The sequence below is a fragment of the Actinocrispum wychmicini genome (assembly GCF_004345645.1).
Taxonomy (GTDB): Bacteria; Actinomycetota; Actinomycetes; order Mycobacteriales; family Pseudonocardiaceae; genus Kibdelosporangium; species Kibdelosporangium wychmicini.
Genome location: NZ_SLWS01000004.1, coordinates 381,050 through 402,142, shown reverse-complemented (window position 1 = coordinate 402,142; position 21,093 = coordinate 381,050). Strand labels below are relative to the sequence as shown.

The window sequence follows — 21,093 nt, the reverse complement described above, 5'->3', positions numbered from 1 at the left end:
GACACTCTGTCTACAGGTGTTGCGTTGTGTATGATCGAGTGGTGGCCGCGCAGTGGAACGAGATCGTCGAGGCGCATCGCCGCGACGCCCGCGAGGCGATCCTGGACGCCGCGGCGACGCTGGTCACCGAGCATGGGGCGGCCGCGGTGACGATGTCGCGGATCGCCGCCACAGCCGGTATCGGGCGGGCGACGCTGTACAAGTACTTTTCCGACCTCGACGCGGTTCTGAGCGCGTGGCACCAACGCCATGTGGACAACCATCTCCACGAACTCAGCCAGGTCCGAGACCAGCACACGGACCCGGGCCAGCGCCTGAAGGCCGTGCTGACCGCGTGCGCCCACCTTGTCCACCATCGCCCAGGCGCCGATCTGGCCTGGCAACTGCACCACAACCCGGACGTCGCCCGCGCCTACCGTCATGTCCACAACCTGGTCAGCGACCTGATCGCCGAGGCCGCCGAGGCCGGTGCCGTCCACGCCGACGCCACACCCGACGAGTTGGCCGCGTACTGCCTGCACGCGCTCACCGCAGCCAGCGCCCTGCAATCCAAGGCCGCGGTGGACCGACTGGTCGCCGTCACCCTGAACGGCCTCACTCATGCCGATGAGCGGACACCCGGGATGCCTGGATAATCACGATCATGGACCAGGTGCGACTGCGGGCTGCCGAACCTCACGAAGCGGACAACATCACGGCGCTGGCGCGCCGGTCGAAGGCGCACTGGGGGTATGAGCAGGAGTTTCTCGACCGAGTTCAGGACGTGCTGACCGTGCGGCCGGAGCAGATCCACGGTGAACAGGTCATCGTCGCTGAACGCGGCGAGAGACTACTCGGGTACTACCAGCTCGGCGGTACGCCGCCGGACGGTGAGCTGGTCGACCTGTTCGTCGAGCCCGACGCGATCGGTACCGGCCTGGGACGCAGGCTGTGGGACCACGCCACCAGCGCGGCCAGGAAACGCGGCTTCCGCACGCTGGAGCTGGAGTCCGATCCGCACGCTGAGGCGTTCTATCTGCACATGGGCGCCCAACGCGTGGGTGAACGTGAAGTCGACACCGGACGCCAACTGCCCGTTATGAGAATCGTTCTTGCCAACGCTGCCCGAGGACACTGACCAATGTTCGCCAGTCACTTCGCCTCACGGTCGCACTGGTGACACCGACTTGATCCGTTCCACCCTGAACTGTCGGTCGGCCTCCCGCATGTGGCACCACGCCAACAGGAACGGCCCGTCCCACCCGATCGGTGTGATGGTGCGGCTGGAGGATTCGCCCTTCCCGTCGACGTAGTCGATGCGCACGTCGGACTGCTCGTCGATGGCCCCGGCCAACAGCGCCACCGCCTTCTTCGACAACCTCCGGTTACGTCCCCGCACGATCTGCGCCGTGGACGGCTCGGCCGCGTCCAGGTCAGGGAGGTCCACTGGCTCCGCCTCGTCCACCGGGGCGGCCACTGGCGCCCGCCGAACCACAACACTCCCCGACGACGGGTCCTCGACCACCGCGAACCCTTCCGCCTGTAACTGCGCGACCAACTCCGTAGACGCCATCACGCTCCCGGCTACGGTCGGCGCCAACTCGACAAACCCGGGCAACCGCACCACCTCCGCGATGACTTGTGCCTCGGCCACCACGCAGCACCCCACCTCCCGCACCGACACCTGCCCCCGCCCGCGCTCTCCCAACAGCGCCCGCAGCGCCCACGGCACGTTGTGCTGCGTCAGCTCGTTCAACGAGGCCAGCAAGGACTCCCCGGTCCATCCCTGGGCGAACGCCGCCCGCACGCTCGCCGTGGTGAACTGCCACACCCGCGCCCCGTCCTCCACCAGGCTCTCCGCGGACGCCTCCAACACCCGTGCAGCCTCCACCGTCAACTGCCCGAACACCACAGCCTTCAGGTCGTCCAGCACCTGCAGCTCACACTGCATCGGCACCACCACCTCGGCCACCGAAGCGGCCAGCGCCTCCGCGTTGCCAGCGGACAACAACGCCTCCCCGCACACGCTCAGCGCATCCCCCGCCACCACCCCCACCATCACCGCCTCACGAACAACCCCCTCGACGTACTGGTGCACCGTCGGGCAGAACCAGTAAGCGGCGGCAGCAACGCCCTCAACCGACAACCCGCCCCGTCCCGCCCGCAACATCGCCCACCGAGCTGCCCGACAACGCGACGACTCGACCTTCGACACCGCCGCGCTCTGCCGGGCAGTCGGCGAGTGGGGCAACCAGAACCACGCCCACGCCAGCTCCGCCCATTGCTGGGCAGGCGTCGCCTCCCGCCACCGCTCATACCGCGCGGTCACCCCGAACGCCGTCCCGGACTGGACCAACAACCCGGCCGCGAACAGCACGTCCAGCACCAGCAACAGGTAGTCATCGCCCAACCCGAGCGCCGCCCCCCACCGCTGCCGCTCCTTGACCCCCACCCCACCCCGCCGCAACCCCACGATCGGCCTGCTCGTGTCCAACAACGCATAAGCCGCACGCAGTAGGTGCTGCACCGAAGACCGCTGCTCACCGTCCGTACCGCATCGACCAAGCTCAACCGCGGGCCGTCCGGTCACCGCCAACCGGCCTTTCGCCTGCTTCCACCGCTGCAGAACCGGCGGCACCAGACACACCACCTCGCCATCCGGCCACGCCACCCCCACCCGACGCAGTTCGCCCAGCGCAGACCGGACCGCTTCCCTGCTCCCCCCGGTCAACGCCGCCACGGCGGCGACGGTGGCCCCAGACCCCAACCCAGCCGCCGCCTGCCCCGCCGCCACCGCGTCCCGGCTCACCAACCGCACCGCGGCCAACGACCCGCGATCACTCAACCGCACCGCCAGTGCCTCAGGCCCATCCGGCACCGGCGCCACCCGCACCTCCGGCCGAACCCGTAACACCTCAGCCAACTCCACCCGGTCCATCCGACCGAGGTACCGTGCGAACGAACCGGCGTCCATACCAGGAATTCTGCCCAGAGCCAGGATTCCACGTCGCCCGATTCGACAATCCAGTCACCGGCCGATCCCGCGTACCGCAGGACGGATCAGCCGATCGCGGAGTTCACGGGTGGGCCGGAGAGCGCCAGCGCGCGGCCGGGTCGCGCATGCCGGCCACGAGTACGCAGATCCCGCCGAGCAGAATGCCCGACCATCGCAGGTGCGCCGGGGTCCATTGTGGCCCGGAGCCGACCAGCATCGGTGCCCATGGGATCGATGTCGCCAGCACCAGCGAGGCCAGGAGTGCGGGAGTGGTGATGATGCCGGGGTGCTCGAATCCGTGGCGACGGCCCCACACGGCCACGGCCCAGATCACGGTGAGTGCGGCGGCGAGTTCGACCGTGAGGCCCAGGCCGAGGGCCCACCGATCGCCGGCCGGCGCGGCGGGAAGGAAGCGGGCGAGGATAGCCGTCCACAGTGGAATGACAGCGGTTGCGGCGCAGCCGATGCGCAGCCAGAGCCGGCGGGCCAGACTGTACGGGCTGGCCTGCAGGGTGACCGCCGCGCCATCGTCGAGCACGTACCCGCTACCCAGTGCCAACAGCAGGCCCAGTACGCGGAGGTCTGTGATGACGTCGTGTGTGTCGCCGCTTCGCACCGCCAGGAACGCCACGACGGCGGCGGCGCCGGTCACGAAAGGCGCCACGCGCAGGCTGCGCACCAGGTGGCCGCTGCGGACGAGTTCCCAGGCCACGGATGGTGTCATGACAGTTGGAGCCAGCCGAGGGTGAGGGTGGCGGCCAGGACCGGCCCACCGACGAGGGCCAGTCGTGGCCATTGCGCGCGATCGCGGTACACGGCGGCGACGGCGGCGCAGGCGCAGAGTCCGGCCAGGTAGGCGACATGCAGCCACGGGTCGCCAGGCACTGCTGCTGGTGCCCGTTCCCCGATGGTGGTCTCTGTCGTCCACCACATCCACCAGATGCCGGAGTCGAACCGCCCGAACAGGACGATACCGCCCAGGGTCGCGACCACGAAAGTGATCAGTACGCCGCCCGCGAAGGGCAGCCAGCGGGCGGTGAGGACGCCGAGCAGCCCGGCGCCGGCCAGGACGGGCGGGATCTGGGCGAGCTCGGCGGCGGTCAGCAGGTCCTTGGGCGGGATGGTGGTGACGCTGTCGATGAGAGCCATGGCACCCGCCCCGATGGCGCCGGCTCCGGCCAGTGGGAGCGCGACACCGAGGCTCATCGCCCAGGTCCGGCGCGTGTCCGTGGTCGGCGTGACGTTCAGCATCTCCTCGGCCCGGCTGCGGCGGGCACTGCTGGCGACCAGGTTCGCCGCGAAGAGGACGAACATGGGCCCGAAGAACGCGACGGCGATGAAGATGGTGCCGTACCAGTAGCCAGCGGTCCGGCCGCCGCTGGCCGTGTCGACGGCGCTGGTCACGATGACGACGGCGGGTACCAGCCACAGCGCGGGATGCCGGGCGAGGCGGCGGGCCTCCCGGCCGACCAGTGGCGCCATGTGGCTGGAGACGGCTGTGTCCACAGTGGTCATGGGTGGGTGACCTCCAACTCGGGTTCGCCCATGAGCAGGAGGTACGCGTCCTCCAGCGTGGGTGAGATCAGCTCGACGCCTGCGGGCGGGTCGCCGACGTTGCGGTAGGTGCCGTCACCGGTGCGCCACGCCGCGAGTGCGGCGGGCGACCGCTGCGTGTCTGTCCACACGCGACCCGCGGCCTGCGCGGTCAGCTCGGTGGGGGTACCGTCGAATCGGGCTCGGCCCTGGTGGATCACGGCGATCCTGGTGCACAGCGCGGTGATGTCCTCGGTCTGGTGACTGGACATGACCACCGTGCGCCCCTCACCGGCTTGCGAGATCATCTCCCGGAACCGCAGTCGCTGCTCGGGATCGAGGCCGACCGTCGGCTCGTCGAGGACGAGCAGGTCGGGATCGCCCAGCATGGCCTGGGCCAACCCGACCCGCCGGCGCATGCCGCCGGAGAGGGCTCGGATCCGCTTCGCGCTGACGGATGCCAGCCCGGTCAGCGTGATGACCCGGCGGACTTCGTCATGCCTGGCCCGCCGGTCCGTCATCGCCTTCAGAATCGCCACGTAGTCGACGAACTCGAAGACCGTGAACCCCCGATGGAAACCAGCATCCTGGGGCAGGTAGCCCAGGCGTTCGCGGATCCGCGTACGGTCGTCGGGCCGCGACGGGTCGCGGCCCAGCAGGGTCACCGTGCCCCGATCCGGCGCCAGAACAGTGGCGATCATCCGGAGCAGAGTTGTCTTTCCCGCCCCGTTCGGGCCGAGCAGTCCGGTCACCCCTGGGCCGGCTTCGAGGTCGATGCTGTCCAGCGCCCTCGTACGACCGAAGGACTTGGTCGCGTCATGCACGCGTACTGTGGTCATGCGCTTCTCCCCAGCTTGATCGTGACTGTGTTGCGGAAGACGGCGAGCCAGGTGCCGCCGCTGATGGCCACGGCGAGCCAGAAGACCTGGGCGCCGATCCCGAAGGCGAGGTCGAGGTGACCGGCGATGGTGGTCGGGGCGGTCACCAGCACCCATATCGTGGCCACGACGCCGACCGCGGCCACGGGCGTCATGCGAGCGGTCAGAGCCAGCGCGGCGCAGGTGAGCCCGGCGGTGGGCAGGAGCCAGGCGACGGCCAGCCAATTCGAGCCGGGTAGCGCGAGTCCGGCCGCGGCCACGATCGGAACGGTGACCGTCAAGACCGCGGCCGTGCGGATCAGCAGTAGCCGCAACCCTGAGTACGGCGCGGCGAGCCCGATCTCCCGAGTCGGGTCCAGGCCGCCCGCGAAGGCCACCGCGACACCCGCCAGCGGCCCGAGTGGGGCGACCACGAGAAACATTCGTAGGAAACGCTCATCGACCTGAGCCGCCCAAGCCGCGAGCGCGAGTACCCCGGCGACGGCCAGTAACCACGGCCCCCGCAGGGTCGGCGTCGCGGCTATGAGGCGTGCTGTCGCCTCGCCGACGCCGAGCCGGGCCAGCATCCGCTCGGGCCCGCTCCGCCGGGGTGCGTCGACCCGGTCGACCACCTCATGCCAGATCGTCGCCACCCGTCGAGCGTCCACATAGGACGAGATCATGCCCCGGCAGGCCGCGCATCTCGTCAGGTGCGCCTCGGCGGACGCGGCCAGGTCCGGCGGGGCGGCTCCCTGCGAGTACCGGCGGATCGTCTCCGGATCCAGGTGCCAACCGGTCATCCCAACCTCCCCGTCATGCCAGCCGCTCCCGCAACAGAGCGCGGGCGCGCATCATCCGTGTCTTGACCGTGCCAGGCGGGATACCCAGCAACTGGGCGGCCTCCCGCGTCGTCAGTCCATCCAGGACAGTCGCCTGCACGACGGCCCGCAGCTCCGGTGACAGGCTCGTCAGTGCCGCACCCACGTCGCCGTACTGGACGGCGAGCAGCACGTGCTCCTCGGCTGACGTCTCGACGCCGGCGAACGTCGTCAGCCCATCGGCCGGCGGCCGGCTACGCCGCAGCGCGTCGACCAGACGGCGGATCCCGATTCCCCAGATCCACGCGGCCACCTCGCCCCGGCGATCCCACCGCCCCGCCGACCGCCAGACCGCCACGAACGTGTCCTGCACGACCTCATCGACCAGCTCCGGCGACGAGCACCGCCGCCCCAGCCGCACCAACAGCCACGGCAAGTGCCGCCGATACAGCTCAGCGAACGCCTCCCTGTCACCGTCGGTGATCGCCGCAAGCAGCTGGGAGTCCGCTCGCGGATCCGGTGGCCGCGTCACCATGCGTGACCTCCCGATACCCGTACCTCGACACCGCCGTAGCAGGCGGTGGCCGAGTCGGTCTCGGTGGCACGAGCCATAGTGCCGTCCCACGAGGCCCAACGATCGAGGTAGCTCCCATCCACACCTTGTTCGTCGTACCGAGCGGGGCGAACGGTTCACCAGGACCCGGTTGGAATCGCCACGACCGACCTGTACCTCGCCTCAGGGCCGAGTGATCGGTCGTCCGGCTGACTCAGGACGCGGCGGTCACGTAACACCCGTAGCCCTCCCAAGGCAATCGGACGGGAACAGCCGCCCTGTCCCTTGCCGGGCATCGCCGCGCCCAGTCCCGTGCGACCTGGAACGGCGCGAAGCGTTGGGCCACAGGCATCATCTCGATCACATGATGCTCGTGTCGGACGCACATGCCGATGATCGGATCACCTGATGTTCAACCGGCGACGCATTCATCGCTGGACACGAGCGCTCTGGTGACTCCGGCAAGCAGCGTTGATGGTTAGGTGAGCCGTCCGCGTTCAGGCAATACTCGACCGAGGAGCGACGGCGTAGTGACTGACCCTGAGATGTCGGCGGCCGTCGGTCCGCAGACTCCGGCTGGCTTGCGCCGCCAGCAGGTGTACCTGCTGGTCGGGGTGCTTCTCCTGCTGGCCAACGTGCCGCTGGCCTGCCTGATCTGGCTGTGGCCGGATCGGACTGATCTGGCCGGTCCCCACCAGATGTCGCTGTTCTGGTGGTCGTTCACCATCTCACCCGAGCGCCGGATCCTGCTCTGTGTGGCGTTCTGTGGGCTGCTCGGCGGGTCGATCCGCATGCTGCTGCGGATCCGTGGCGACTTCACCTCACCGAACGTCAGCCCCCGTTACGTGCCGTGGTACTTCCTGACGCCGCCGATCGGCGCCATTCTGGCCATGGGTTTCTACCTCGTCGTCCGCGGCGGCTTCCTCGCGAGTGGGACTTCGGCCGACAACGTCAACGTGTTCGCGTTCGGCGGCACAGGCGTTCTGGTCGGTCTCTTCGCTGAGAAGGCCACAGATCGGTTGGAAGCGGCGTTCGGCGGAGCCTTCGCGTCTCGCCAGCATCGATCACAACCACGGTCAGGACACACGTCCGGCGATCCCGAGCCGACCGGGACGCACGCGGCGAGCGATAGTGCCGAGGAACCGTCCTAGCGGGCATCACGCCGGGGCGCGAGTGGGCTGCGCGCGCCCGAGTGTGCGTCCGTGGCAGAGCCGAGGCGATGCTGAGCAGCTTCGCGCCGCTGATGACATGGACACCGCGCCGCGGGACCGCCGAGGCGGGTCGAGTCTGGCCGCGTTGATCGGTTCGACCAGGGCCACGCTCCTGGAGTGTGTCGCGGACGAGCGATGAGTTCCCGCTCGCTGCCAAGTCTTCAGATACGACCACCGTCCGCGCGAATCTGGAGGCCTCTGTGAAACTCCTGCTTACCTCAGGTGGCGTCACGAACCCGAGTATCCATGCGACGCTCGTGCAGCTTCTCGGTAAGCCGATCTCCGAATGCCGAGCCCTCTGCGTCCCGACAGCACAGTGGGGTCACCCGAAGTGCGATCCGACATCGGTGCGAGGATTCCTCGCCGCCGAGCCCCGATGGCAGCATTCCTCCGGCCTGGGCTGGGCGTCGCTCGGCGTCCTCGAACTCACCGCACTGCCCACCATCGGCGCGCAACGATGGATTCCCTGGATCCGGGAGGCGGACTTGCTCCTGGTCGACGGCGGCGACGCCACGTACCTCTGCCACTGGATGCGGGCGTCCGGACTGGCCGATCTGCTGCCGTCGCTACCCGACACGGTCTGGCTGGGAGTGAGTGCCGGCAGCATGGTGCTGACCCCCCGGATCGGAACGCACTTCGTCGAATGGCCGTCCGCGCCGGACGACCGCACCCTGGGAGTCGTCGACTTCTCGATCTTCCCGCACCTGAACGCCTTCCCAACGAACACCCTGGCCGACGCCCAGCGGTGGGCCGCCGACATCGGCGTCCCGGCCTACGCCATCGACGAACAAACCGCCATCAAGGTCGTCGACGGCTGCGTCGAGGTGGTCTCTGAAGGACAATGGACGAAGTTCGGGCCATAACCGCGTTCGCCGCTCAGAACAAGGTCGCGGGCTCAACCGGCTCGGGCTCGGGCAGCGTGTCGAGGCCGGGCACGAGCGTTCGCACGTCGTCGTGGAATCGGCGGGCGAGCGCGGGCGCGTCGTCGTTGTCGGGGGTGTGCAGGAAAACCGTCGGCGACCGGCCCTCGCGCAGCCAGCCGGCGACCACCGCGGTCCAGGGCCGCCACCCCTCAACCGTCTCCTCGACCGAGTCCCGGCCCAGGTAGCGGACAATCGGCTGGTCGGTCAGTGCCCGTGTGCGCCGCGGCAGCCGCGGTTTCTTGGCCCAGGCATCCTGCTCGGCCTCGCTGGTCGGCGGGCTCTGGAAGAAGACTGTGGTGTCGAAGGGCACCCATTCGGCGTTCGCCTCAGCGAGCGTCCCCTCCAGCAGCGACGTCGAGCCGGCGTCGGTGAAGAACCCGGGGTGACGCACCTCCACGGCGCGCCGGCGGTCGGCTGGCAGCCTGCGCAGGAAGCGGCCGAGGGCGTCGACATCCGAAGGGCCGAACGAGCCGGGCAACTGGGTCCACAGGACCGCCCGTTCGCCAAAGGGTTCGATCGCGTCCAGGAACGCCCGCATCTCGGCCTCGACACCGACCAACCGGCACTCGTGCGTGACGACCTTGGGCAGCTTGACCACGAACCGGAAGCCGGGATCGGTTTGCCGCGCCCAAGTCTCGACGGTGTTCCGGGCGGGGGTCGCGTAGAAGGTGGTGTTGCCCTCGACCGCGTTGCACCAGCCGGCATAGGCCCGCAGGCGCTCCCTGGCCGGCAACGACTGCGGCAGGAACCGCCCGAGCCACGCCTTGTGAGTCCACATCGCACAGCCGACATGAAGACGTGCCACTCCGCCAACTCCCCTCGATCACGAGTGAAGATAGCTTGTTGCCAGCTCGGCGGGACGGCGGCAGCCGAACATCCGCTCTTGCCACGCGATGTCCGGTGGTTTCCGCGGTCGTTAGTCCGAAAGCCCGCGGTCCAGCAGCAGCACCAGCAAGCCGGCGGCCAGCAAGGTGAGGCTGGCCAGCAACGCGCCGAGAGCGACGGCGAACACCTTTGCCCTGGCCGGCTTGCGCGAGGCGACTACCAAGCCGCCCAGCGCCCCCAACGCGGGCAGTGCGGGCAGCAACACCCAGGGCATGCCGAACTGCCACAGGGATCGGGGATGAACAAAGCCCGCCAGGCAGGCGAAGAACAAGGCCTCGGACAACGCCACGCCCGCGCCCATAACCGCCACCTGACCGCCCACAGCCTGTTTCGAGCCCTCGTCGTTGGACATCGAACCTCCCTCTGCCGGGCAATCCTCGCCGCAGGGATGGCGGCCGGCCAGAGTGGTTCTACCTAGGTTCGCCTACCCTGGATGGCGGTGACTCCCCTGGTGTAGAAAAGGATCAACAGTACTCGGGGCGGGGGTGGGCGGCGGTGACCAGGCCGGAGAAGGGTGTGGCCGTCGGCATCGACCTGGGTACGACCAGTTCGTCGATCGCCGTTCTTGACGACGGCAGGCCGATCGCCATCCCCACCCCGGAGGGCGCCGTGAAGACGCCGTCCGTGGTGGCGTTCGCCGCGAACGGGGATGTGCTGACCGGGCAGCCCGCGTCCAACCAGACGGTGACGAACGCCGGCCGGACGTTCCGGGCGGTCAAACGCCATATCGGCACCCAGTGGACGACTGGGGACATCGATGGCCGGAAATATCTCCCGCAGGAGATCTGCGCGCAGATCCTGATCAGGCTGAAACACGACGCGGAGCAGTACCTGGGCGTGCCGGTGTCCGGCGCGGTGATCACGGTGCCGGCGTTCTTCGACGACGCCCAGCGCCAGGCCACCCGAGAGGCCGCCCGGATCGCCGATATCGAGGTCCTGCGCCTGCTCAGCGAACCGACGGCAGCCGCACTGGGTTTCCGCCTCGAACATCAGGAGACCAGGACGCTGGTCCTGGATCTGGGCGCGGGAACGTGCGACGTGTCGCTGGTGGAGACCGGCGAGGGTGTGGTCGAGGTACGGGCGATCAGCGGCGACAACGGTCTCGGCGGCGACGACTGGGACCAGCGAATCGTGGACTGGCTGGCCCGCCGGTTCCGCAACGCGAAGGGCGTCGACCTGGCCGCGGACCGGGTGGCGGTGCAGCGCCTGCGCGAGGCGGCGGAGAAGGCGAAGATCGAACTGTCGGTGTCGACGGCCGCCACGGTCACCATCCCGTATGTCGCCATGGACGCCTACCGCAACCCGTTGACGCTTGAGGAATCGCTGTCCCGCGCGGAGTTCGAGGAGATCACGGCCGACCTACGGGACCGGGTGAAGGCGCCGATCATGTCGGCGCTGGAGCATTCGTACTGGGCCGAAACGGACAAGTTCGACGTCCTGTTGTCCGGCAGTGCCGGGCGCATGCCGGGTATCCAGTCGCTCCTGCGGGAGCTGCTCGGCAGCAGATGCCTGAGCATGCGCGTCGCGCCGGGCGAGATCGTCGCCGCGGGCGCGGCCCTGCAAGCGGGGATCCTGGAAGGCAAGGCGCACAACGTCCTGCTGATGGACGTCACCCCGCACTCGCTGGGAGTCGGCACCGGCGCCGGGACGATCACGAAGATCATCCCGCGCAACACCACGATTCCCACCAGACGCTCGGAGATCTTCACGACCGCCGAGGACGGCCAGTCACGCGTGCGATTCAAGGTGTACCAGGGCGAACACGAGACCGCCGAGGAGAACACGCTGCTCGCCACCGTCGAACTGACCGGCGTCAAGCCCGCCCCGAAGGGCGAGGCGAAGATCGAGATGACCCTGGACATCGACAGCAACGGCATCATGCAGGTCAGCGCCAAGGACCTCACCGCCGGGCACACCCAGTCAGTCACCGTGACAAGCAAGAGCAGCCTGCCGGAGCACGTTGTCGAACGGCTGAGGGGCCGCGCCAGGAGGCTGGCCGCGCGGACCAAGCGACGGGCAAGCGAAACCGGCTGAGCCGATCCGTCTGTCATTGATAGGGAGGTCGGTGCTGAGCGCCGTCGTTCTTGCTCCCCACGGTCTGTTTGGTACTCACGGACTGAGCGTTCGCTGTCACGAAGGGTGAGCGACGCCCGTCAAATGGTCTGGACCACGGCCGACTGGAGTATTGCCACCGACCGAACCCCGGGGCAGAATTCGTGGTGCGGCGGCCAAGTCCTCCTGTTCCAGAGAGGCTCTCTTGCACCCAGCGGTTGCAGCATTGTTCTCGCCGCCCAAAACAAACCGAAACTGTGTTGTCCAGCCTGTGTCCGCCGGGCAACACAAACACACATGGTTCCGCGGCATATCGAGCTCCGGGTTCGCACCGGGCCGTTCCGCTGACCAACATGGAGGAGGATCGCTTGCGTAACAAAACAAAGACGGTCGGTACCGCGATTGTCGCGGTCGCCACAGCCGGGATCCTGGTCGCCACAGCCACCAACGCCTTGGCCACGCCCGGCAACTGCGCCGTCACCTTCCCCAGCGCGAACTACGTGAGCAGCCTGTGCACCACCGGCACCGGCCACCACCGGGTCCACATGATCCTTGACAGCTCGAACCCCGAGGCGGGGCGAACGGCCGTGATGGGCGACTGGGCATCAGTCGGACAGTATTCCACCGCCCGTTACCCGTCCTGGAACATCGTCACCTATTGGACTGAAGTCAGCAACACGTGACACGGAGATCCAGTGGGTAGAAAAGAAACAGCCTGTGCGAAGACCTGGATTTGACTGTCCGGCACCTGATCAGCGCTGCCCGGTGCGGTCGGCTGCGAAGTCGGCATCGGGCAGCGCGAACAGCAATGACCCCTCCAGTTGCTGACGATCGGGCGGTTCGCCCGGCTGACCGGGTTGTCGATCCACGCGCTGCGCCATTACGACGACGTCAGCCTGTTGATTCCAGCCCACACCGATCCGCGGACCGCCTCGCCGGAAGATTTCGGCGAAATCCTGCGTGCCGGTGTCGGATCGGGTCAGGGGCGTTCGTAGTGGGGCTGAGAGGCTGCCCAGGAGGGGCGCCCCTGGGCAGCGAAGGACGTTCCTCATGACTACCGTGACGGAACCGGGCACAGTCACCGCACACCGCTCCAGTCGCCGGATGTGGGCGATCCTGGGGCTGGTTTTGCTGGCCGACGCTCTTGACGTGATCGATGGGACCGTCACGAACATCGCGGCCCCCACCATCGCCGGCGAGCTCCACGGCGGTGAGGGTCTGATCAAGTGGTTGGGACCGGCGTACATGCTCGCCATGGGTGTGCTGCTCGTGGTCGGCGGACGGCTGGGGGACAAGTTCGGCCAACGCAGGCTTTTCCTGATCGGCATGGGCGGGTTCACCCTGGCCTCGGCAGTCGCCGGGTTCGCACCCGACCCGACCCTGCTCATCGGCGCCCGGGTCGCTCAGGGAGCGTTCGGGGCTCTGCTCATCCCGCAAGGCATGGCGATCATGACGAAAGCGTTCAGCCGCGACATGCTCGCCAAGGCGTTCGGGCTGTTCGGCCCGGTTCTCGGTCTCTCCAGTGTCGGCGGCCCGGTCCTGGCCGGTTTCATCATCAGCGCCGACGTGTTCGGTCTGTCCTGGCGCCCGATCTTCCTCATCAACATCGTCCTTGGCGTTGTCGGGCTGGTCGTGGCCGCCAAGATCCTGCCGCGTGACGACGACGGCGACCGGTCCACCGTCGTCGACGGTTGGGGCTCCGGCCTGCTTGCGGTCACCATGCTCGGGCTGCTGTACGGCCTGATCGAGGGCTCGACCAACGACTGGGGCGTCATCCCGATCGTCTCGATCGTCGTCGGCGTCCTGTCTTTCGCTGCCTTCGCGTACCGCCAGCGCACCGCGACCCACCCGCTCATCAAGCCCTCGCTGTTGAAGAACCGGGGTTTCACTTCCGGATTGCTCGTGTGCCTCGTCGCTGCTGCCGCCGGCACCGGCCTGCTCTTCGTGCTGTCCCTGTTCCTGCAGGAGGGGCTGCACGCCAGCGCGCGGGACACCTCGCTCGGTCTGGTGCCGCTCACCTTGGGGCTCGTCGCCGCCGGGTTCGCCGCCATGGGTGGCCTGGTCGCCAAGCTCGGTCGCCGGCTCGTCTTCATCGGCCTCACCGTCGACCTCGTCGGTTGCGGTTGGGTACTGGTCCTCGTCGCCTACTCCGGGACGGACGTCAGCCTCTGGGCGCTGGCCCCGGCGTTCTTCGTCATCGGCGTCGGCATGAGCCTCAGCTTCGCCACGATCCCCGTCGTCGCTCTGGGCGACGCGAAACCTGACGAAGCCGGCAGCGCCAGCGGCTCGTTCAGTTCGATCCAGCAACTCGCTTCAGCGATCGGCTCGGCCGCGGTCACCTCGATCTTCTTCCAAGCCGCAACCTCCGGACTGGACCACGCCATGAAGGTCACCCTTGTCGTCGTCCTGGCCGTCACCGCCCTCAGCCTCCCGATCGTCGCCCTGATGCCCCGCAAGGCACCATCAGAACCCCACCAGTGAGACCTGGCCATTTGGCCAACCGATTGACGTATGGCCAACGGTCCTGCCCTGATGGCATCACGATGGCAGCGCGGGCGATCACACTGCCGTTCGGAACTCGATGGGGCTACACGCGGCTGGGAGCGTGCTGTGGAGACAGTCGGGAACACGGGAGCTGAGTCGGCACCACCGGACGAGTGGCTGGCGCGACAGTTGACCGGGGCGGTGACGACGAAGATGCCGATCGACACCATCGTCGGGTCGATGTCACCGCGGCTCACCGGGGAGAGCGAGGACCACGTCCGGTTGCTGGCGGAATCAGAGGCGAAGCTGCCGCCGATCATCGAGCACCGCGCGACGATGCGTGTGATCGACGGCATGCATCGGTTGCGGGCGGCCATGTTGCGCGGTCAACACGAGATCAACGTGCGGTTCTACGACGGTGCGGAGACGGACACGTTCGTGATCGAGCGGAGCAGTCCCGTGCTACCGGCCCTTTGAACGCAGGAGGTTGAGGCGACCGGGTCGACCGGCTGAGCGAGCCTCTTGCGCAGATCGACATTCCTTGTCCTCTTTGGCCGGCGCGCCATCGCAGTTGGTCGAGATCCGGTCGCGGCCCGAGGTCTTGGCACTGAGCAGCGCGGCATCCGCTGCCAGCAGCAGCTTCAACAGGTCACCGCCGCGCTCCCGGGGATTGGTCGCCATCGTCCGCATCTGCGAGTCGATCTCGGACTGTCGGTGGTGTGATCGTTGCGGGTATGTTCCGCGGTATCCAACCTATTGATTTGGGGTCGGCATGAACCCGGAGATCGACTGGGCCGACTGGCTGCGGCGCTGGGACGCACAGCAAGAGGGCTACGTTCCTGAGCGCGAAGCCCGCTTCACGGCGATGTTCGACGCGTTGGCCGAGTTGCTGCCCGCGTCGTTCGTGGCGGTGGACCTCGCCTGCGGGCCAGGATCGATCAGCCAACGACTGCTCGCCCGCTTCCCCGGCGCGCAAGCGATCGCGGTCGATATCGATCCGGTGATGCTGGCGGTCGGACAAGGCGCGCTCGGCACGGTCAACGGCCGACTTCGCTGGGTCCAAGCCGATCTGGCGTCGCGTGACTGGCTCAAGGCTTTGGGCGAACCACAGGTGGACGCGGTACTCAGCACCACCGCGCTGCACTGGCTGGAGCCGACGCCGTTGGCCCACCTCTACCAGGACCTCGGCCGCCTGCTGCGCCCTGGCGGGCTCTTTCTCAACAGCGACGCCATGACCTTCGACTCGTCGGCGCCGACCTTGGCACGGCTGAGCCAGCGCGTCCTCGACGAGCAGTGGACAGACACAGCCTTCGCCGCACGCGGCATCGAAACAGCTGAGCAATGGTGGGACGCGTTGGCCGGGGACCCGGCGTTCGAGACGCTGCTGGCCGAGCGAACCGCCTGCTTCGCCGGCAAGCACCGACAGGAGTCGCCGCCCGGCTTCGACGTCCACGTGGCAGCGCTGCACGACGGCGGTTTCCGCGAAGTCGGCACCATCTGGCAGGTGCTCGCGAGTCGAGTGTTGCTCGCCGTACGTTAGGCGCCAGGGTGGCCCTACAGCGATTCGGTGAAGCTCACGAACGCGCGAGCCAGTGAGCTGACTGCTTCCGGTGACCGCCACACCAGGCCGAGATGGCGCCACATCACGGGATCGACCAGCGGGATCGCCACGATCCGCCGCTTCGCGTTGGCTGCCACCGACTCAGGCAGCAGGCAGATGCCGATGCCTTCGGCCACAAGGTCGATGACGTCGGCGATGCCGGAGACGTCGCAGACGATCCGCGGGTGCGTGCCCAAGTCCGTGAAGGCTCGGTCGACCATCGACCTGTTCCCGGTTCCCTCCCGCAACGTCACCAGCGCCTCTTGGGCGATGTCCGCGAAGCGGAGTTCCCCGCGTTCCGCCAGGGCGTGGTCTGGTGGGACGACGACCACGACCCGTTCGCTGGACTGCAGCCATCGCACCGCCACGCCAGGCGAAGTGGCGGTGTCGCCGAACGAGAGGAACGCGACGTCGATGGTCCCGGAGCGGACCAGTTCGAGCAGGTCCTCGGAGCCCGCCTGACGGACCGAGAGGGTCACGTCCGGGTGCCGCCGGTGGAACCGGGCCAGCAGGCTGGGCACGCCGAGCGGTTCCACCGCATCGACCACGCCGACGTGCAGGGCGCCCCGCAGACCACCGCTGACAGCGGCGACCTCTGCGTACCCGATCTCCACGGCACGCAGCGCCGCCTGTGCGTGCGGCAGAAACATCTCGCCCGCGCGGGTCAGGCGTACAGACCTCGCGTTGCGTTCGAACAACGGTTGGCCCAGGAGCCGCTCCAGTTTCCGGATGTGCTGGCTCACTGCGGGCTGGGCGATGCGCAGCCGGGCAGCGGCACGGGTGAAGTGCCGTTCTTCGGCGACCACGACGAACGTCCGCAGCTGGTGGGGCCTGGTCGTGTTCACCACCGCGTCAGTCGCCTGTGGACTGGCCGGGACGGTTCCGGTGCTGGTCGCGCTGCGGATGGTGCAGGGAGCCGGTGCGTCGCTGCTCAATCCCGTCGCGGTGTCGATCATCAGGCACGCCTTTCCGGACCGTCGGGAGCGGGCGAAGGCGGTCGGTGTGTGGAGCGGTGTGGCCGGTATCAGCATGGCGGCCGGTCCCGTGATCGGCGGGATGCTCGTCGACGGCCTCGGCTGGCGCTCGGTCTTCTGGGTCAACGGCCCGGTCGGCGTGCTGGCGCTCGTGGCCGCCAGCGTGTTCGTGGCCGAGTCCCGCGCCGCCCAAGCCCGTCGCCTTGATCTGCCCGGGCAAGCCCTGGTCGTCTGCGCGCTGGGGTTGACGACGTACGCGCTGATCGACGGCCCGGCTGGCGGCTGGCGTGGTCCGCTCGTGCTCGTCGCTGTTCTGGCCGCAGCGGCCTGGGTCGGTCTCGCCCTGGTGGAACGCCGTGTGCCGCAGCCGCTCATAGATCCGCAGGTGTTCCGGCGTGCGGCCGTGTTCGGACCGATCGTCATCGCGTTGTTCGCCGCCGCGGTCTTCAACGGTTCGTTGTTCGTCGGTGTCGTATATCTCCAGCAGGTGCTCGGCAAGTCGGCCCTCGCCGCGAGCCTGATCCTGATGCCGGGAACGGCGGCGATAGCCCTGGCCAGCCTCGCGTCAGGAGCCATGGCCGGCCGCTGGGGCCTCAGACTCCCCCTCGTGGTGGGTGGCGCCTTGCTGGTCGGTGGATCGATGGTGCTGACCTGCCCGACCCCCACCGTCCCGCCCGCCGTCGTGCTCGTCGGTGGGGTGCTGTTCGGTCTCGGGCTGTCCATGGCCGGTGCTGTGCTCTATCGCGAGAACGCCGCCCGTCACCCGTTGGTGTTCCTGCACACCATCACCGTTCCCGAGGCCCTCCGGTCGCTGATGCGTTACATACCAGCCCATTTCCAAACAATGTCCTACGCCTTCACATGGCAGTACGTTGCCGCGATGGTCTCCATCTACGGCCGCGAGACAGACGAGCCCGCGACAGAGCTCGACGAGCCCGGATCCGTGGCCGACGTCATCGAGCGAAGTGTCGAAACCGGAGATGAACACGCCTTCAAACTGACGGCCGCGTGTGTACGAGAGTACGGACGACACAAGAACCCGATCTATCTCGCCGTAGCCGACGACTGGAACAAGAAGATGTTGCGAGCTCGAGGATGGGACCATCAACGCATGCGGATCGCCGTGTGGATGAGTCTCGATTCATGCACTAGCTTCGCCACATGCGTTGTGCACCAATAGGTTTACTCCCGCTGGCCGTGCTGGTGGTCGCCACTGCCGCGACCGGCTGCCAGCGGAGCACTACCGGTTTCGCGATCACCAGTGAATCCGCCGCGGCGACGACTGCGGCTCCAACCATTGTCGAAGACAGCTTCACCCTGCCCCCGCAGTGGCAGGTGAAGTACGACCAGGACAGCAACGCCTACGCAGCGGTGGATCTCGCGGCGTGCGCGACGCGGACGTCCGACGCCGTCGGCAAGAGGTGCGCCAACTACACAGTCCATCTTGGCCATCAGCCACCCGGACGTCCTACTCAACGTCGCCGCCAAACCGGCCAGTTCGACCTTCATCGCGGTGATCTCGGGCGGCTCGCTCTCGCCCTCCATGAACAAGATCCCCGTCATCGCGACGACAGCCGCGCCGTTCAGATCCTCGCATCCCGCCGCCGCGAACGCGGGATCGTCCCGCACTGCCGCGTTCTCAGGTGCGTCAGAGGCCGTAAGCAGATGATCCGCAGCAGCCCGTCCCGGATATCCTCGGTGATCTCCTGGTGACCCACAACACTCCCCGTACGACCGCGCAACAACGACCGGTCGAACACTAAGTCCACATCGCGACACGTGACATCCGAACGACGGCCGTGCGGCGAAACTGAGCGAGTCACCGCCCACTCTGGACGGACCCACGGGAACGACCGGGCGTGCGACACGGCGGATCCGGCGCCGCAGATACCAGTACCGGATGGAGCGGGTGGCCCACGTCGTCAACAGCCACGCCCCGGCCGCCACCCCGAGCGGGATCAGGGAGAAGTCGGTGATGGGCCAGAACGTGGCGATCAGGCCGAGGATGACCCATCCCGGCGCTCGTCTCGGCGAGTGGGATGACGTCGCGTCACGTGTCCTTGCTGTGGTCGCGACGCAGGATCTTGTCCTCGGCGTTCTTGCGTGGGAAGCCGTCCACGTCCACGCAGATACCGAACACGCGGTCTCTGCTGGTCCACCCGTTGATCCGGCCCCGGTTGTTCCCGATCTGCACTCGCTGTCCGGCGAGCGCGGTCACCCGATGCAGGTAGAGCGTTCCGGACACCCGGACCAGCACGATGTCGTCCACGTCCAGCTTTGCCGGATCGACCGGTGCGACGGTCACCAACTGGCGGCTACGGATCAACGGCACCATGGACGACCCGGTCGGCCGGAACCGCACCGTCTCGCCTCCCGCGACCCGGGCGGCGGCGGCATCCAACACACCCACGCACGGCAGCCTTCAACAGTCGGCCGGACCTACGCAACCCATTTGCGCTCGCTGGTCCGTGACCGGGCCGGATGATGCCGGCGTCGAGGTTCTCCAGCGCGGTGCGGTCGCCGTGGCGGACCATCGTCGGCAGCGGTTGCGGTCCGTGGGTCACTGAGTCCGACATGGCCTGGACGCTGACCGGGTGCCAGGGGCATTGGTCAGTGTTTGGTCAGCGCATGGTCAGCGCGCCCCAGGACGCTGCCGACATGAACACCTCGTTGACCCCCGACGTGATCTCGAACGGACGCAAGTGGGGCACGCTGGTCATCGCGTGCCTGGCCGTGCTGCTGCTGGCACTCGACCTCACCGTGCTTTTCCTCGCCATCCCCAAACTCACCGAGGACCTGGCGCCCTCATCCACCCAACTGCTGTGGATCAGCGACATCTACGGCTTCGCGTTGGCCGGTTTCCTGATCATCATGGGCAACATCGGCGACCGGATCGGACGCAAGCGGCTGCTGCTCATCGGCGTGGTCGCGTTCGGCGTCTCGTCCGCGCTGACCGCCTTCGCCTGGTCACCGGAGACGCTGATCGCGGCCCGCGGCCTGTTGGGGGTGGCGGGCGCGACGATCATGCCGTCCACCCTGTCGATCATCCGGAACGTGTTCACCGACCCCAAGCAGCGCACCACCGCGGTGGGCATCTGGGGCGCGATGGCCGCGGGCGGCTTCTCGCTCGGCCCGGTGGTCGGCGGCGTGCTGCTGAACAACTTCTGGTGGGGCTCGGTGTTCCTGATCAACTTGCCGGTGATGGTGGTGGTGTTCGTGGCGGCCCTGATCGTGCTGCCGGAGTCGCGCAACCCGCGGCCCGGCCGGCTGGACCTGTTCAGCGCGCTGCTGTCGTTCGTCGGCGTCGTGTCGGTGACCTACGCGATCAAGGAGGGCGCCAGGCAGGGCCTCGGGCACACCGAGGTGATCGTGACCGGTGCCGGCGGGCTGGTGCTGTTGGTGGTGTTCGTGGTCCGGCAGCTGCAGTTGACGCATCCGCTCCTTGACGTGCGGCTGTTCCGGCTGCCCGCGTTCTCCGCGTCGGTCGGGACCGTGGTGGTGTTGATGTTCGCCAGCACCACGTTGATGTTCGGGATCGCCCAGTACCTCCAGTTCGTGGTCGGCTGGTCGCCGCTCAAGTCCGGACTGGCCGGGATGCCGGGCGGGGCGGCCGGGATGGTCGGTGGTGTGCTGGCCAGCCTGCTGGTGCAGTGGTGGGGCCGGGCCCGGGTGGTCGCCGTCGGTCTGATCCTGGTCGGCGCCGGGTTCGCGGTCTTCGCCGACGCGATGAGCACCACCGTCAACTACCCGTACCTGTTGGTCGGCATGGTCGTTCAGGGGCTGGGCCTCGGGTTCGCGCTGGCGATCACCAGCGACACGATGCTCGCCACGGTGCCCAGGGAGCGGGCCGGCGCCGGGTCGGCGATCTCGGAGACCGCGCAGGAGCTCGGCGGCGCGTTCGGCATCGCCATCCTCGGCAGCGTGTTGACCACGATCTACCAGAACAAGCTGGTGTTGCCGGCGGGGGTGCCGGCTGAGGCGGCCGGCCCGATCCGCGAGTCACTCGGCGGCGCCGTGAGCACCGCCGGCCAGCTGGGCGACGTCGGCCCAGCCGTGGCCAGCGCGGCCAAACAGGCGTTCGTGGGCGGATTCCAGACGACCTCACTGGTCGGCGCCGGACTGATCACGGTGATGGCCCTGGTCGCGTTGATCGCCCTGCGCAAGGTGCCCAAGGAGATCCCCGATCTCGAGCCCGCGCCAGCGTAGCCCGAGCCCTGCTCCGCACTGTC

The 21,093-nt window shown here is 68.2% G+C and carries 24 protein-coding genes; 13 read left to right on the top strand and 11 right to left on the bottom strand.

The window, feature by feature from the left end; genetic code table 11:
- The first annotated feature begins 41 nt into the window (after nt 1–41).
- Nucleotides 42–635: a TetR/AcrR family transcriptional regulator gene (locus tag EV192_RS19960; RefSeq protein ID WP_132117466.1), complete on the top strand. Its 594-nt coding sequence runs from the start codon at nt 42–44 to the stop codon at nt 633–635.
- 8 nt (nt 636–643) lie between these two features.
- Nucleotides 644–1,117, top strand: coding sequence for a GNAT family N-acetyltransferase (locus tag EV192_RS19955; RefSeq protein ID WP_132117464.1), 474 nt, complete (start codon nt 644–646; stop codon nt 1,115–1,117).
- 24 nt (nt 1,118–1,141) lie between these two features.
- On the opposite strand, the gene EV192_RS19950 is transcribed toward EV192_RS19955, so the two are convergent.
- From EV192_RS19950 to EV192_RS19925, 6 genes are all read right to left on the bottom strand, one after another.
- Nucleotides 1,142–2,953 (bottom strand): helicase-associated domain-containing protein, encoded by a 1,812-nt coding sequence (locus EV192_RS19950; protein WP_132117462.1) that lies wholly within the window; start codon nt 2,951–2,953, stop codon nt 1,142–1,144.
- Nucleotides 2,954–3,056: 103 nt separating this feature from the next.
- Nucleotides 3,057–3,686 carry a hypothetical protein gene (locus tag EV192_RS19945; protein ID WP_132117460.1) on the bottom strand — a complete coding sequence of 210 codons (630 nt, stop codon included), beginning with the start codon at nt 3,684–3,686 and terminating at the stop codon, nt 3,057–3,059.
- Nucleotides 3,687–3,694: 8 nt separating this feature from the next.
- Entirely contained in the window at nt 3,695–4,489 is a 795-nt protein-coding gene (locus EV192_RS19940) for a hypothetical protein (protein WP_132117458.1), read from the bottom strand.
- On the bottom strand, nt 4,486–5,346 hold the full coding sequence (locus EV192_RS19935) for an ABC transporter ATP-binding protein (protein WP_165960497.1): 861 nt from the start codon (nt 5,344–5,346) through the stop codon (nt 4,486–4,488). Before EV192_RS19935 ends, EV192_RS19940 begins: the two co-directional genes overlap by 4 nt.
- A complete protein-coding gene (locus tag EV192_RS19930) occupies nt 5,343–6,164 on the bottom strand; it encodes a cupin domain-containing protein (protein ID WP_132117456.1) in 822 nt (273 codons plus the stop codon). Before EV192_RS19930 ends, EV192_RS19935 begins: the two co-directional genes overlap by 4 nt.
- Nucleotides 6,165–6,177: 13 nt before the next feature.
- Nucleotides 6,178–6,717, bottom strand: coding sequence for an RNA polymerase sigma factor (locus EV192_RS19925; protein WP_132117454.1), 540 nt, complete (start codon nt 6,715–6,717; stop codon nt 6,178–6,180).
- Between the two features lie 548 nt (nt 6,718–7,265).
- On the opposite strand from EV192_RS19925, the gene EV192_RS19920 reads away from it, so the two are divergent.
- Together EV192_RS19920 and EV192_RS19915 are read left to right on the top strand one after the other, a co-directional pair.
- Complete coding sequence (locus tag EV192_RS19920; protein ID WP_132117452.1) at nt 7,266–7,886, top strand: hypothetical protein; 621 nt, start codon at nt 7,266–7,268, stop codon at nt 7,884–7,886.
- A 260-nt stretch (nt 7,887–8,146) separates the two neighbouring features.
- Entirely contained in the window at nt 8,147–8,809 is a 663-nt protein-coding gene (locus EV192_RS19915) for a Type 1 glutamine amidotransferase-like domain-containing protein (protein ID WP_132117450.1), read from the top strand.
- Between the two features lie 13 nt (nt 8,810–8,822).
- On the opposite strand, the gene EV192_RS19910 is transcribed toward EV192_RS19915, so the two are convergent.
- On the bottom strand, nt 8,823–9,647 hold the full coding sequence (locus EV192_RS19910; protein WP_132118246.1) for a DUF72 domain-containing protein: 825 nt from the start codon (nt 9,645–9,647) through the stop codon (nt 8,823–8,825).
- Between the two features lie 138 nt (nt 9,648–9,785).
- Nucleotides 9,786–10,106 carry a hypothetical protein gene (locus tag EV192_RS19905; protein WP_132117448.1) on the bottom strand — a complete coding sequence of 107 codons (321 nt, stop codon included), beginning with the start codon at nt 10,104–10,106 and terminating at the stop codon, nt 9,786–9,788.
- A gap of 143 nt (nt 10,107–10,249) precedes the next feature.
- Between EV192_RS19905 and EV192_RS19900 the strand changes: the two genes are divergently transcribed.
- The 5 genes from EV192_RS19900 to EV192_RS19880 all read left to right on the top strand — a co-directional run bounded on the left by EV192_RS19900 (nt 10,250) and on the right by EV192_RS19880 (nt 14,767).
- Nucleotides 10,250–11,788, top strand: a complete 1,539-nt coding sequence (locus tag EV192_RS19900; protein ID WP_165960496.1) for an Hsp70 family protein — start codon at nt 10,250–10,252, stop codon at nt 11,786–11,788.
- Nucleotides 11,789–12,174: 386 nt separating this feature from the next.
- The gene (locus EV192_RS19895; protein WP_132117444.1) at nt 12,175–12,489 is read left to right on the top strand and encodes a hypothetical protein; all 315 of its coding nucleotides are present in this window, start codon (nt 12,175–12,177) and stop codon (nt 12,487–12,489) included.
- 138 nt (nt 12,490–12,627) lie between these two features.
- The gene (locus EV192_RS19890) at nt 12,628–12,801 is read left to right on the top strand and encodes a MerR family DNA-binding transcriptional regulator (RefSeq protein WP_132117442.1); all 174 of its coding nucleotides are present in this window, start codon (nt 12,628–12,630) and stop codon (nt 12,799–12,801) included.
- A 55-nt stretch (nt 12,802–12,856) separates the two neighbouring features.
- Nucleotides 12,857–14,287, top strand: coding sequence for an MFS transporter (locus EV192_RS19885; protein ID WP_132117440.1), 1,431 nt, complete (start codon nt 12,857–12,859; stop codon nt 14,285–14,287).
- A gap of 129 nt (nt 14,288–14,416) precedes the next feature.
- Entirely contained in the window at nt 14,417–14,767 is a 351-nt protein-coding gene (locus EV192_RS19880) for a ParB/RepB/Spo0J family partition protein (protein WP_243726953.1), read from the top strand.
- Here the strand turns inward: EV192_RS19880 and EV192_RS19875 are convergent.
- A complete protein-coding gene (locus tag EV192_RS19875; protein ID WP_132117438.1) occupies nt 14,753–14,971 on the bottom strand; it encodes a hypothetical protein in 219 nt (72 codons plus the stop codon). The genes EV192_RS19880 and EV192_RS19875 overlap by 15 nt on opposite strands.
- 91 nt (nt 14,972–15,062) lie before the next feature.
- On the opposite strand from EV192_RS19875, the gene EV192_RS19870 reads away from it, so the two are divergent.
- The gene (locus EV192_RS19870) at nt 15,063–15,830 is read left to right on the top strand and encodes a class I SAM-dependent methyltransferase (RefSeq protein WP_132117436.1); all 768 of its coding nucleotides are present in this window, start codon (nt 15,063–15,065) and stop codon (nt 15,828–15,830) included.
- A 14-nt stretch (nt 15,831–15,844) separates the two neighbouring features.
- Here the strand turns inward: EV192_RS19870 and EV192_RS19865 are convergent, their stop codons facing one another.
- Nucleotides 15,845–16,735, bottom strand: coding sequence for a LysR family transcriptional regulator (locus EV192_RS19865; protein WP_165960495.1), 891 nt, complete (start codon nt 16,733–16,735; stop codon nt 15,845–15,847).
- On the opposite strand from EV192_RS19865, the gene EV192_RS19860 reads away from it, so the two are divergent.
- Both EV192_RS19860 and EV192_RS19855 read left to right on the top strand, forming a co-directional pair.
- On the top strand, nt 16,728–18,044 hold the full coding sequence (locus EV192_RS19860) for an MFS transporter (RefSeq protein WP_165960494.1): 1,317 nt from the start codon (nt 16,728–16,730) through the stop codon (nt 18,042–18,044). The two genes, EV192_RS19865 and EV192_RS19860, sit on opposite strands and share 8 nt — an antisense overlap.
- Nucleotides 18,045–18,061: 17 nt before the next feature.
- Nucleotides 18,062–18,577 carry a hypothetical protein gene (locus EV192_RS19855; RefSeq protein ID WP_132117430.1) on the top strand — a complete coding sequence of 172 codons (516 nt, stop codon included), beginning with the start codon at nt 18,062–18,064 and terminating at the stop codon, nt 18,575–18,577.
- A 337-nt stretch (nt 18,578–18,914) separates the two neighbouring features.
- Here EV192_RS19855 and EV192_RS19850 read toward each other — a convergent pair whose 3' ends face one another.
- Nucleotides 18,915–19,274, bottom strand: coding sequence for a S26 family signal peptidase (locus EV192_RS19850; RefSeq protein ID WP_132117428.1), 360 nt, complete (start codon nt 19,272–19,274; stop codon nt 18,915–18,917).
- 248 nt (nt 19,275–19,522) lie between these two features.
- Between EV192_RS19850 and EV192_RS19845 the strand changes: the two genes are divergently transcribed.
- A complete protein-coding gene (locus EV192_RS19845; RefSeq protein ID WP_132117426.1) occupies nt 19,523–21,070 on the top strand; it encodes an MFS transporter in 1,548 nt (515 codons plus the stop codon).
- Nucleotides 21,071–21,093 lie beyond the last annotated feature (23 nt).